The sequence below is a fragment of the Pseudidiomarina atlantica genome (assembly GCF_000753735.1).
Lineage (GTDB): Bacteria > Pseudomonadota > Gammaproteobacteria > Enterobacterales > Alteromonadaceae > Pseudidiomarina > Pseudidiomarina atlantica.
Genome location: NZ_JPIN01000001.1, coordinates 487764 through 499908, shown reverse-complemented (window position 1 = coordinate 499908; position 12145 = coordinate 487764). Strand labels below are relative to the sequence as shown.

The window sequence follows — 12145 nt, the reverse complement described above, 5'->3', positions numbered from 1 at the left end:
TAGGCAAACATCGCAGAGAAAGGGAATTGCCCGTTAAGCTAATTGATCGAGGGCCATTTCCTCACGAATTTGTGCGCACCATTTTTGGACACGCTCTTTCGTTAATTCTGGTTGGCGATCTTCGTCGATACCTAAACCGACGAAGTGATTGTCGTCGACCAATGCACGCGACGCTTCAAAGTGATAGCCTTCGGTTGGCCAATGACCAATGATGATACCGCCGCGAGCCTCAACGATATCACGTACTGTGCCCATGGCATCGAGGAAGTACTCAGCGTAGTCTTCTTGGTCACCGCAACCGAAAATCGCGATCAACTTGTTATTGAAGTCGATTTCTTCGAGTTCAGGGAAGAAGTCGTCCCAATCACATTGCGCTTCGCCGTAGTACCAAGTAGGAATACCAAACAGCAGTAAGTCGTACCCAGCGATATCTTCTTTGCTTGATTTCGCAATATCAAACACGTCGATTAAGTTCTTGCCGAGTTCTTTTTGGATCATCTGAGCAACAGCTTCGGTGTTACCGGTGTCGCTACCGAAGAAAATGCCAACACTTGCCATAGTTTTGTTACTACCTTCGTTTGTTTAACGGAGCGCCGGTTACAGACCAGCTTCCCAAATAACTTGAATAATACCTTTCGCAATAAAGCCGGCACAGCCTAAAAATAGCACTAGCCAGACAAACCAACGACCAAATTTGGGTACATCGCCTTTTTTAAGAACGTCTTGAATCGCCAAGCCGATCAGTACAAAGAGAATAGCGATGGCAAAATTGGTGCCTAAAATCTCAATGGTTTCAAAGTGCTCTGACAACATAACAGACCCACCCGTGCTGCGAATAAGGATGCCGATTATAACACGCTAGACTAAGCGGTGCGACAATGTTGCTCGAGAAAGCTGCGAACCAAACGGTTAAAGATTCTTGGCTTTTCGGCGTGCAACCAATGCCCGGTTCCTTCGATGATTTTGATATCGACATCGGTAAAACGCGAAGTCACTGCATCGCGATGCGCTTCGGTAAGATAATCGGAATCAGCGCCTTTGATGAATAACACGGGGCCAGCAAAGGAGCCTTCTCGCACTGCGCCGGAAATTTCCTCGTAACAACTGGCGAGGGTGTCAAGGTTGAGTCGCCAGTGATAACCGTCGTCATCGCGCTGCAGGTTTTTTAGTAGAAACTGCCGCACCCCACGTGTTTCAATGTGTTGTGCAAGCTGTTGATCGGCATCTTGGCGCTTGCTGACTTTGCTTAAATCAAGACTGGCAAGGGCATCGAGAATGTGATGATGACGTGCATCGTAGGCAACCGGTGCAACATCGGCGACAACCAGTGCAGCGACATGGTCTTGATAGGTGAGTGCGTATTCCATAGCCAACTTACCGCCCATAGAGTGACCCACAAGCGCCCATTGCTCGATGGCTAATTCTTCGCGGAGCGCTTCAATATCTTCTGCCATAGCGCTGTAATTCATGTGTTCACTGTGAAATGAATCGCCATGATTACGGACATCGATCAGCACCAGTTGATAGTCGTTTTCAAGGTCGCGCGCTAAACTTTTGAGGTTATCTAAATCACCGAATAAACCATGAATCAGCAGTACGTGCGGACCTTGCTTGCCCATGGTTTCGTAATTAAGTAACGCCGAAGTTGTTTTTGTCATTGCGAATTCCTGTACCCACGTGGTCGGATGGGTATAATAACCTGCATAATGTCTGCCATAAACCGAAAAGAAGTGAGCGCATGAGCAAACGTATTGAGATTGATGATGAGTTGTACCGTTATATCGCCAGCCATACCCAGCATATCGGAGAGAGTGCGTCGTCGATTCTTCGCCGCTTGTTGCAGTTAGAAACGTCTGTTGCTGACGCCGCCGCAGAACCACCTCTGAATAGCGCCGCGGCGGAACCTGAAGTGGGCACGCGCGTGCACAACCGCACCATTTTTGACAGCATGACCAGTGCTGACCTTGCTGGGCAACGTAGTGTGGTTGCGCGCTTCTTATACATTCTGAGCATGTTGCACAAATGTCACCCGCATATGTTTGCCAAGGTACTGCAAATCAGTGGTCGTGACCGCCAATACTTTTCGCGTAGCGCGGCTGAGTTAGAGGCAAGTGGCACCAGCACTAATCCTAAACAGATACCTGACTCGGACTTTTATGTGGTAACCAATAACAACACGACGCGCAAGAAATCGATGCTCACCCAAGTGGCACTTGAACTCGGTTATGACGAAGCGCAAGCAGAAAAAATTAGGGATTTTTTATAATGGCGTTGCATGAACGCGCGGGACAACCCGCTCAAGCACAGGATTTGACCAATATCGCGAAATTGGTCAGTGCTTATTTCGTCAATGAAGTGGATCCACGCCAACGGGCTCAACAAGTGCAGTTTGGTACTTCTGGGCACCGCGGCTGTGCACTCGACAACTCTTTTAACGAGGCACATATTTTAGCGATCAGCCAAGCGTTGGTGGCCTACCGTGAAGAGCAGGGCATTACTGGGCCTTTATTGCTGGCGCGTGATACCCATGCGTTGTCAGAAGCGGCTTACATGACTGCACTTGAAGTTTTTATTGGCAATGGCGTAGAAGTGCACGTGCAAAGTGACGACGGCTATACCCCAACGCCAGTACTTAGCCGTGCGGTGCTGCGTTATAACAAAGGACGCAGCAAAGATTTAGCTGATGGCGTGGTGATCACACCCTCCCACAATCCGCCGGCCGATGGCGGCTTCAAGTACAATCCCCCGCATGGCGGACCAGCCGATGCTGATGCCACCAAAGTTATCGAAAAATATGCCAATGCGTTGTTATCGTCAGATTTGCTTGGCGTTAATGCAGTAAGTTATGCCGAAGCACTGGCAAGTCCGCTATTAAAAACAGTGGACTGGCGTAGTCAATATGTTGACGAGCTTGAACAAGTGATTGACATGGCAGCCATTCGTGCTGCGAACTTGCGCATTGGCGTCGATGCCATGGGCGGAGCAGGGGCTAGTTATTGGGCGCTCATAGCGGAACGTTATGGCTTAACCATTGATGTCTTCAATGCCGAAGTTGACCCGAGTTTTCGGTTTATGACCCTTGATAAAGACGGCAAAATTCGTATGGATTGTTCATCGCCTTATGCGATGGCCTCGTTGTTGAAGCTCAAAGATGACTATGCGATTGCCTTTGGTAATGATCCTGATTACGACCGTCATGGCATTGTTACGCCTAAGCAGGGTTTGTTAAACCCAAACCACTATCTTGCGATTGCCATCGATTACTTGTGTCAGCATCGTAGCTGGCCAGCGTCTATGAAGATTGGCAAAACTTTGGTATCAAGCGCATTGATTGATAAGGTCGTTGCCGCCAATGAGCGTGAGCTGTTAGAAGTACCGGTAGGTTTTAAATGGTTTGCGCAAGGTCTCGCTGATGGCAATTTAGCTTTTGCTGGTGAAGAAAGCGCCGGCGCAACTTTTGCCGACCGTCATGGACAGGTGTGGACCACCGATAAGGACGGCATCATTCTGGCTTTGTTAGCCGCCGAAATCGTTGCGGTGACAGGCAAGGACCTCGGTGATTACTACACTGACTTATGTGTCCAACACGGCACTAGCTATTATCAGCGCACAGATGCACCGTCGACACCAGCAATGAACAAGGCGTTGGCCAGTATTCGTGCCTACAAATTGCAACTGAATGAGCTCGCTGGCGATGCGGTAACGGCAGTAATGAGCAAAGCACCGGGCAACGATGCGCTGATCGGTGGGGTAAAGGTCACCACCGCCAATGGCTGGTTTGCTGCACGCCCATCAGGTACCGAACCGATTTATAAAATTTATTGTGAGAGTTTCGTCAGTGCTGAGCATCTAGCGACCTTAGCCGCTGAAGCTCAACAACTCGTGACAACTTGGTTAGCTGATTAAGACTTCGCGGCCGGAGCTGTTTCTTCGGCCTCTTGCTCGGCCTCTTGCTCGGCCTGTTGTTCCGCCAGTTCGACCTGATATTGATGCTCATCGACCAATGAAGTGAGCAACTCATCTGAAGTTTGGGACGGCGTCAATAATGCATAACTACCCGTGAGCTGGTCGTCAGCTTTGGCACGGCGCGTCACTCGGTAGAGTGAATACAAGCTGACAATTGCGGTCAACGCCATAATCAACAAGAAAAAGAAATCAACCGCACCAAACTGCATCAGGGCAGCAACTGCTGGTGCACCGATAATCGAGCCGATACCACCCACTTTAATGATGGCACCTGTAGCGCCGACCATTTGATCTTTGTCAAGGTAATCGTTGGTGTGTGCCATACCCAAGGAGTACATCGGCAGGACACAGGCGCCGAACAAGCCGACACAGAGGAAGATCAGCCACGCCACCGAGGCGTCGAGTTGTGCCAATACAAAAGCCATCACCGCACCTGCACCAGCGCAAACTGCCATAATAATGCGTCGATCAAAACGATCAGAGAGCAAGCCGATAGGTGCTTGTGCCAACATGCCGCCGAGAATAAACGCTGCCATAAACAGTGAGACTTGACCGACGCTCAGGCCAATATAGGTCGCGTACATGGGGCCAATACCGTAAAACATGGCGTAACACGCCTGCATAATAAAGGCGTTGACCATTCCCAAAGGTACCAGTTTTAAGAGGCTGCGGATCGGCACTTTTTTCGGTTCGTGGGTGGTCGGCTCAACAGTCACACTGATAAGTATTGGGATCAGTGACAGGTTGATAAGCAGCGCAACCAGGGCGAAGGCGAGGAAGCCTGCTGGGTCAGCAATGCCAAGGATTAACTGTCCGGCAACCAAGCCGCCGTATATCAGCACTAAGTAAATGGACAGTAAAGCGCCTCGGTTTTTGTTGTCGGCCATGGTATTTAACCAACTTTCGACGATCACGAAAATCGCCGAGATCGCAAAACCGGTTAAAAAGCGCATAATGAACCATACGGTGGGTTCAATCCAAATCGCCTGAATTAGTATTGACGCCGCAGCGAGTGCGGCCAGCCCACCAAAAGCGCGAATGTAGCCTACGCGACGAATATCTTTAGGGGCGCGGGTGGTACCAAAAAGAAAGCCAATAAAATATGCCGACATAATAATGCCGGTGGTCAAAGTGCCAAAGTTTTCGATGGTTGCACGCAAGCTTAAAAGCGTGCTGGTCATGCCGGTACAAATGCCGATCAGGGTGATACTAGTGAGAAGGGAACTGATCGCTCGCAGTTGTTGTTTAAGCATGAGCAACGATCCTTGGCGTTGGCGAGTGAATGTGTCGCGAATTGTAGCACGGATCAAATTTTTCGGAAACGTCAAGAGGTTATCCACAGCTTGTTACTTGCCGAGGGTTGGCGGGCTGTTTATGATGCGCATAGAAGAGGATAAAAAGGATCATGATGCAACGATTAGCGCCGATCATTTTACTGTTGGTAGGGTTCTTCTGTGCTGCGCAAGCAGCAGAAGAAGTAGGTGATCTTTATCAACATCGGGTTGAGGTCAATAGCCAAGCCGCCACCGAGCGTACCAATGCGCTACGTGAGGCGCTGCAAGCAACACTGCTGAAACTAAGTGGCGATGATGAAGTATTGGCCAGCCCCATCGTCGATAATGCGTTGCGCAACGTCCGTGATTACGTGGTGCAGTACGGCTATCAACAAGACACCGAAGCTTTGTATTTGTGGGCGCAATTCGATCCAGCACAAGTGGAGCGTTTAATCCTCGATGCGGGCGGTGGTATTTGGAGTAGTCTGCGTCCTAAATTATTGGTTTGGTTAGTGCAAGAAAACGAAGACCTGCAGCGGCGCATCTATGCTGCTGACAGCGAAGCTATTGTGGTGCAGCAGCTGCGCAATGCCGCACAAAGGCGTGGTTTACCGATTCAATTACCCTTGTTAGATTTGAACGATACCATGACAGTTTCGGTCATTGATGTATGGGCGCGGTTCATGGATACCATTGATTTTGCCAGCCAACGCTACAGCCCGGACGGCGTGATCATCGCCCGCATTTATCAAACCATACCAGACCCAGCGAACCTGGATCTGGTGACTGATAAATGGCAGGTAGATTGGACCTTAAACTTGGGTGAGTTGCGGTGGCGAGGTGAGGCAACTGCCATGGATCCAGGTGAGCTTGGGGCAGCTGTGATTGCCGACGTAACGGCGCAACTGGCAGCACGCTATCGAATTAGCAGCGAGAGTGATGTGAGTCAGCAATGGACGGTGCAAATCGATAATTTACCTGATCTAACCACTACCATAGCGGCGGAACAATTACTTGCGAATATTCCTGCAGTGAACGATGTGCAATTGGTGGCTTATGGTCAGCGTCGCGCCGCATTTAGTTTGAGCTTGACGACAGATCCGGCACGTATTCGGCAAGCGCTTGACTTGAGTCAAGAGTTACAAGCTGTTGCGGTTGAAGGCGAGGATCCGACCGAGAGCAATTTATTCCGTTGGATCGCTGAACGATGACGCTACAGCAGTTGCCGCTGAATGTGCAGTTACCGAGCAATGAGACTTTTGCGACGCTAGTGCTTGGCCCTAATAGCGAGGCCATCGCGGTGGCGCAACAAGGCGCGCAGAGCATCACTTATTTGTGGGGTCGCGCCGGAGTAGGTAAAAGCCATGTGTTGCATGCACTGTGCGCGGCAGCACCTACGCCAGTCATGTATTTACCGTTAGCAGAGCTTCAAGGTGCGACCCAAGCCGGCGTGCTTAAAGGTCTTGAACGCTATCCGTTGATTTGTCTTGACGATGTAGATGCGGTTCTTGACGACGCCAATTGGTGCTATGAATTGTTTACCTTGTTCAACCGCGTGCGCGACGCAGAAAGTGGCCGTTTGCTGGTCACTGCAAGCGTTTCGCCTGCGCAAGTCAAAGCCGCTTATCAAGATGTGCAATCGCGTCTCAGTTGGGGCGTCGTGATGCAGTTGCATGAGCTGGATGACGCGCAAAAAATTGATGCGCTGCAATTGCGTGCGCAAGCGATGGGCTTGGAGTTACGACATGATACAGCGCAGTTTATGTTGCAACGTTTAGGGCGCGATATGGGGAGTCTGATCGGCAGTTTGAAGCGCCTTGACCGAGCTTCAATCGCGGCGCAACGTAAACTCACCATTCCTTTTATCAAAGCAGTTCTGGCAATTTAATCCTGATCTTTCAGTTTTTTTAGACCCAATCCTAATGCGCGTCCTTGATGCCGTGCAAACCAAGTACAACCGACAAACGCGAGACTGGTCAATAACAATTCACCTACCGCCCACCAAAGTTGCTCCGGTGCGATATAAAGCATGGTCAAACTATGCAAGAAGTACCACATCAGAATAAAGTTGGCCCAGGCATGAGTGTACGGGTTGCCGCTGATGATGCCATACAGTGGGAACAAGAGTGGGAGCACGTAGAACAGGCTGCGAAACAAGACAGACTGCTCGCTATAGCCAGTCCCAAATTGCCACACAATGACCCACGCCAAGAGCGCGATGTAACTGACTAAGGCAAGCCAACGAAGGCGTTTAATGTAAGGCGTCATAGTTTACTACTCTTGTTGTAATTTAACTGCGGCTTGTCCCAACCGTAAGCCAAGCTGCGTGGCGAGCGTAAGCTCCTGTTTACTGAGCTTGCTCCCCGCCGCGTGTTCAACGTGGGAGGCTCCGTATGGGGTGCCTCCAGCCGTGGTTTGCTGCAGCCCTGGTTCAGTATAGGGAATACCAAGCACCATCATGCCGTGGTGTAACAGTGGCACTAGCATCGACAGCAGCGTTGATTCTTGGCCGCCATGCATTGAGCTACTTGAGGTAAATACCGCCGCTGGTTTGTCGACTAAGGCGCCCCGCAGCCATTCAGCCGACGTGGTTTCCCAGAATTTCTGTAAGCCACTGTACATGTGACCAAAGCGTGTCGGGCTACCAAGTGCTAAACCGGCACAATCGCGCAGTTCCTCTGCTTCGACCACTAGGTCACGCGCACAAGCGGCCTGGTCGTCGCAAGCAACGGTGCGCAGCAGCGGTTCAGCACCAGCCTGTACGATACCGTTGGCGATAGCATCGGCAAGCTGCTGAGTTGCGCCGCTGCGACTGTAATAGAGGACAATGACCTTGGCTGCCTTGGTCATTTAAAGAATCTCCAGTACTGCTTCTGGTGGGCGGCCTAGGCGTGCTTGATCTCCCTTTACGACAATCGGTCGCTCGATGAGCTTAGGATGTTCAACCATGGCATTGATCAGTTGCGCTTCATCGTCGACATCTTTCAAATTTAATTCTTTATAAGCGTCTTCTTTAGAGCGAATGAGCTCGCGCGCTGACACAAAGCCTAGCTTGCGCAGTAAATCACTAATATCAGCAGCCGTGAGCGGTTCTTTCAAGTACTCTATGATGCTTGGCTGAATGCCTTGTTCTTCAAGCAGTGCAAGGGTTTGACGACTTTTTGAACAGCGAGGGTTGTGATAAATGTGAACTTCAGACATGCTACTACCTTCTGCTAATAAGTATCTGTTTATAGCTTACGGGAAAGCCTATGTATTGTCGATTTTTGTCAGTTGCAGTGTTGGTCTTAGGGCTTGCGAGTTGCAGCCCCGCCGCCGATTTTCATACCAATCAAGAACAACAATTGCGTTGGCAAGATTTGCAGGGCGAGTATGTCATCGTCAATTACTTCGCCGAATGGTGTGCTCCCTGTTTACGTGAGCTTCCGGAACTCAATGAATTTCATCACGCGCACAGTGATAAAGCACAGTTATTTGGTGTTAGCTTCGATGGTTTAAATAACCAAGAGCTCGCGGCGTTACAGCAAGAATACGACATTCAGTTTCCACTGATACTCAATCAACCGGTACCGCAATTACCCTTCGCCACGCCACAAATGTTGCCTGCGACTTATGTCATTACGCCAAGCGGCGAAGTCAAAGGGCCTTTGTTAGGCGAGCAAACCGAGGCTTCGCTGCTACGCGCTATTAGCGCAGACTAACCGAGTTGTTGGAGGGTATCGCGTTGCGCCATTAACTGCTCGATACGCGCCTGAATACGGCGTTGCTCAAGGCGGTTATCGCTGGCGCGGTGGGCGTTGTGCAAATGGTCAATGGCGCGGTCAAACTGCCCATACAAGGCCATAAGTTCTGCATTCGCCTCATGCATACCTTGGCTATCGCCTAGTGCGCGATGTGCATCTATCAATAATGAATAAGCGATGGTGTTTGACGGTTCGCGCAGCAGATAGTCGCGAACCAGTTTCACCGCCAACGCGGGGCGCCCAGCTTGGTTGGCAGCGTTGGCATAATTCATGGTGATGGTGCGTTCGTTTGGCATGCGCTGATAAGCTTGCTCAAGCATAGCCAATACTTCATCGTAGCGTTGTTGGGCCAGCAAAATATCAGTTTGCACGTCAAGATAGAAGGTGTTGTAGGGTTGTGCTTGATAAAGCGGAGCCAATGCTTCTTCAGCAGCTTCAGCTTGGTCGTCATCAAGTAGGGCAATGGCATAGCCATAGCGCGCTGCGGTTGCAACTTGGGGGTCGTTGCTGTTCATTTCACGGCGCACAGCTTCAGCATCATAACGCTTCACATGGCGCACCAAGACGCGGTATTTGGCTAACAGAAAATCTTGTTCATCGTTGGTTTGCCGATAGCTCTGGCGCAATTGTTCGGCACGTAAACGGGTATCACTGATGCGCGATTCACTTAACGGATGGGTGAGCAGCATTTCGGGCGGCTTTGCGGTGTAGCGGTACTTTGCTGCTAAACGTCCGAAAAAATCAGGTGCACCCATCGGGTCGTAGCCACTTTCAGCTAAAATAGTCAGGCCAATGCGGTCAGCTTCTTGCTCAAATAAACGCGTGTAGTTGATGCTGCGTTGTTGCATGCCCGCCATACTCGCTTGTACCGCCGCCATTCCCAGTTCTGGATTGACAATGCCGAGTAACACCGAGCCCAACATTGCAGCGATGGACGCTGGACCACTGCGCTCCATGGCTTCCATGTTACGCACAATATGACGTTGCGATACGTGGGCAATTTCGTGCGCGAGTACCGATGCCAGTTCCGATTCATTGCGGGTTTCGGCAATCAGGCCTGTGTTGACGCCAACATGGCCACCGAAGAAGGCGAAAGCATTGATTTGATCTTGTTGGACCCAGAAGAATTTGAACGGAAAACGGACATCATCGGCGCGAAGTACCAACTTTGAGCCGACATTATGTAGATAAGAGTTGAGCACTGGGTCGCCGACAATCGGCGCCGAGGCGCGGATCTGGCGCATATAAAAATCGCCAATCAGTTGCTCACGTTCTATCGACATGGTGCCGCCACCGGCGGTGCCAATATCTGGTAGCCGCTGTTGCTGTGCGCTCGCAGACACACTCAACGCTAACAGAGCCGCTAAGCTAACAGTCGCGAGTTTGGTTTTAAGGGCAGACAGCATATGTGAGCAACCTAATCATTACAGCTTGTTTAATAGAGTCCATCATAGGTAAAAGGTTCCCATTTTTGAATAGTTTAAACTGTATATTTAACAGATTCGCGGCTATCATGAGGGCTGCCCTTTCTAAGATGGAGATACGTTGGCTATGTGGGATTACCTAAAGGCTTGGTATCAACGGAAGTTTTCCGATCCTGACGCAATTACCTTGGCTTTATTGCTGGTTGTTCTATTCCTGCTAATTGTCTTCTTCGGTCATTTGATTGCCCCTATTTTGGTAGCGCTAGCCTTAGCTTATCTATTGGATTGGCCGATCCAGCGCCTGCAAGCCGCTGGTTTGACCCGCACCTTGGCGGTGGTCATTGTCTTTGTAGTGTTCGTAGCCATTAACGTGTTATTGATTTTCTTCTTGGTGCCGGTTATCTGGCAGCAGGGCGTTGCGCTGATTACCGAATTGCCGCAAATGGTGTTACGTACCCGTGAGTTTTTAGATCGCTTACCGGAGCTATTTCCCGGTTATATCAACGAAAGTTACATTGACCGGGTCGTGGCGAACTTCAACCAACGTGCCATCAATCTGGGTGAAACTATCATTAGCCAGTCGCTTAGCAGTCTGATTGGCATTATGGCGCTACTAATTTATCTGATCATTGTGCCTTTGCTCATGTTCTTCATGCTGAAAGATAAACGTGAGTTACTTGGACACATTAATCGAACCTTACCAAGCAACCGTCGCTTGATCTCACAAGTCAGCGAAGAAATGAATTTACAGATCATGAACTACATTCGCGGTAAAGCGCTTGAGGTTATTATCGTCGGTGGCTTTACCTTTATTTGCTTCACGTTGTTCGATTTGCGCTATGCGGCATTGTTGGCGGTGTTGGTGGGTTTATCGGTATTGATCCCGTACATTGGAGCCGCGGTAGTGACCATTCCAGTTGCCTTGGTCGCGTTGTTCCAGTTTGGTTGGAGTCCGATGTTTGCTTACGTGATGATTGCTTATTTAATTATCCAAGCGCTCGATGGCAACGTGCTAGTGCCGCTGTTATTCTCTGAAGCGGTGAGTTTGAATCCTGTATATATCATCGCTGCCGTGCTTGTCTTTGGTGGATTATGGGGTTTTTGGGGTGTTTTCTTTGCGATTCCGCTAGCAAGCTTGGTCAAAGCAGTGCTTACCGCGCTCTCGTCGAGTGAGCCTCTGGCTGCTGAACTAACGCACCAGCCAAAGGCTTCAGAGGATTAAACTTTATTCGGCGCTCGCTAGGGCGTCGAGTACAACTTGATGGTGATCTTTGGTTTTAAAGCTATCAAAAACTTCAGCAACTTTTCCGTTTTGATCGATTAAGAAGCTGATACGGTGAATTCCGTCGAACTCACGGCCCATGAATTTTTTCGGTCCCCACACCCCGAAGGCTTCAGCAACTTGGTGATCTTCATCACTGAGCAGCGTGAAGTTGAGTGCGTCGCGCTCGGTGAATTTAGCCAGTCGTTTCGGCGCATCGGGGCTGATGCCAACTGTGGTGACGTTGAATTTCGCTAAATCGTCTTGATGGTCGCGCAACTGCTGCGCTTGCACAGTACAGCCCGGAGTCATCGCTTTGGGGTAGAAATACACTAAAACTTTGCCTTGCTTTAACAAATCAGCAAGTGCCACCGACTGCTCATTGGCATCTAATAACGTGAACTGTGGCGCGTCGTCGCCAACTTTAAGTGTTTGCATAACTTTCCTCTCGTTTCGTATAGAGTAGAACTGCGATAG

At 50.0% G+C, this 12145-nt stretch carries 15 protein-coding genes; 6 read left to right on the top strand and 9 right to left on the bottom strand.

What is annotated here, in order from left to right; translation table 11 throughout:
- Positions 1 to 33: 33 nt before the first annotated feature.
- The 3 genes from fldA to IDAT_RS02455 are packed head-to-tail and all read right to left on the bottom strand — an operon-like array spanning position 34 to position 1658.
- The gene (fldA, locus tag IDAT_RS02465; RefSeq protein ID WP_034729989.1) at positions 34 to 558 is read right to left on the bottom strand and encodes a flavodoxin FldA; all 525 of its coding nucleotides are present in this window, start codon (positions 556 to 558) and stop codon (positions 34 to 36) included.
- A gap of 39 nt (positions 559 to 597) precedes the next feature.
- A complete protein-coding gene (locus tag IDAT_RS02460; RefSeq protein ID WP_034729986.1) occupies positions 598 to 813 on the bottom strand; it encodes a DUF2788 domain-containing protein in 216 nt (71 codons plus the stop codon).
- Between the two features lie 50 nt (positions 814 to 863).
- Positions 864 to 1658, bottom strand: coding sequence for an alpha/beta fold hydrolase (locus IDAT_RS02455; protein ID WP_034729983.1), 795 nt, complete (start codon positions 1656 to 1658; stop codon positions 864 to 866).
- An 80-nt stretch (positions 1659 to 1738) separates the two neighbouring features.
- On the opposite strand from IDAT_RS02455, the gene seqA reads away from it, so the two are divergent.
- Together seqA and pgm are read left to right on the top strand one after the other, a co-directional pair.
- On the top strand, positions 1739 to 2266 hold the full coding sequence (seqA, locus tag IDAT_RS02450) for a replication initiation negative regulator SeqA (protein WP_034729980.1): 528 nt from the start codon (positions 1739 to 1741) through the stop codon (positions 2264 to 2266).
- Entirely contained in the window at positions 2266 to 3906 is a 1641-nt protein-coding gene (gene pgm, locus IDAT_RS02445) for a phosphoglucomutase (alpha-D-glucose-1,6-bisphosphate-dependent) (RefSeq protein WP_034729977.1), read from the top strand. Before seqA ends, pgm begins: the two co-directional genes overlap by 1 nt.
- On the opposite strand, the gene IDAT_RS02440 is transcribed toward pgm, so the two are convergent.
- Positions 3903 to 5219 carry an MFS transporter gene (locus IDAT_RS02440; protein ID WP_081909722.1) on the bottom strand — a complete coding sequence of 439 codons (1317 nt, stop codon included), beginning with the start codon at positions 5217 to 5219 and terminating at the stop codon, positions 3903 to 3905. The two genes, pgm and IDAT_RS02440, sit on opposite strands and share 4 nt — an antisense overlap.
- Positions 5220 to 5371: 152 nt before the next feature.
- Between IDAT_RS02440 and IDAT_RS02435 the strand changes: the two genes are divergently transcribed.
- Both IDAT_RS02435 and hda read left to right on the top strand, forming a co-directional pair.
- The gene (locus IDAT_RS02435) at positions 5372 to 6451 is read left to right on the top strand and encodes a DUF2066 domain-containing protein (RefSeq protein ID WP_081909721.1); all 1080 of its coding nucleotides are present in this window, start codon (positions 5372 to 5374) and stop codon (positions 6449 to 6451) included.
- The gene (gene hda / locus IDAT_RS02430; RefSeq protein ID WP_034729972.1) at positions 6448 to 7128 is read left to right on the top strand and encodes a DnaA regulatory inactivator Hda; all 681 of its coding nucleotides are present in this window, start codon (positions 6448 to 6450) and stop codon (positions 7126 to 7128) included. Before IDAT_RS02435 ends, hda begins: the two co-directional genes overlap by 4 nt.
- Here the strand turns inward: hda and IDAT_RS02425 are convergent.
- From IDAT_RS02425 to arsC, 3 genes are read right to left on the bottom strand one after another with little or no spacing between them, the layout of a single operon-like run.
- Positions 7125 to 7508 carry a DUF2069 domain-containing protein gene (locus tag IDAT_RS02425; protein ID WP_034729970.1) on the bottom strand — a complete coding sequence of 128 codons (384 nt, stop codon included), beginning with the start codon at positions 7506 to 7508 and terminating at the stop codon, positions 7125 to 7127. The two genes, hda and IDAT_RS02425, sit on opposite strands and share 4 nt — an antisense overlap.
- 6 nt (positions 7509 to 7514) lie before the next feature.
- On the bottom strand, positions 7515 to 8090 hold the full coding sequence (gene wrbA / locus IDAT_RS02420) for an NAD(P)H:quinone oxidoreductase (protein WP_034729967.1): 576 nt from the start codon (positions 8088 to 8090) through the stop codon (positions 7515 to 7517).
- Positions 8091 to 8441 (bottom strand): arsenate reductase (glutaredoxin), encoded by a 351-nt coding sequence (gene arsC / locus IDAT_RS02415; protein WP_034729964.1) that lies wholly within the window; start codon positions 8439 to 8441, stop codon positions 8091 to 8093.
- Positions 8442 to 8491: 50 nt separating this feature from the next.
- Between arsC and IDAT_RS02410 the strand changes: the two genes are divergently transcribed.
- On the top strand, positions 8492 to 8941 hold the full coding sequence (locus IDAT_RS02410) for a TlpA family protein disulfide reductase (RefSeq protein ID WP_034729962.1): 450 nt from the start codon (positions 8492 to 8494) through the stop codon (positions 8939 to 8941).
- Here IDAT_RS02410 and bepA read toward each other — a convergent pair.
- Positions 8938 to 10389: a beta-barrel assembly-enhancing protease gene (gene bepA / locus IDAT_RS02405; RefSeq protein ID WP_034729960.1), complete on the bottom strand. Its 1452-nt coding sequence runs from the start codon at positions 10387 to 10389 to the stop codon at positions 8938 to 8940. The genes IDAT_RS02410 and bepA overlap by 4 nt on opposite strands.
- A gap of 145 nt (positions 10390 to 10534) precedes the next feature.
- On the opposite strand from bepA, the gene IDAT_RS02400 reads away from it, so the two are divergent.
- The gene (locus IDAT_RS02400; protein ID WP_034729958.1) at positions 10535 to 11629 is read left to right on the top strand and encodes an AI-2E family transporter; all 1095 of its coding nucleotides are present in this window, start codon (positions 10535 to 10537) and stop codon (positions 11627 to 11629) included.
- 3 nt (positions 11630 to 11632) lie between these two features.
- On the opposite strand, the gene bcp is transcribed toward IDAT_RS02400, so the two are convergent.
- Positions 11633 to 12106, bottom strand: a complete 474-nt coding sequence (bcp, locus tag IDAT_RS02395) for a thioredoxin-dependent thiol peroxidase (protein ID WP_034729957.1) — start codon at positions 12104 to 12106, stop codon at positions 11633 to 11635.
- Positions 12107 to 12145 lie beyond the last annotated feature (39 nt).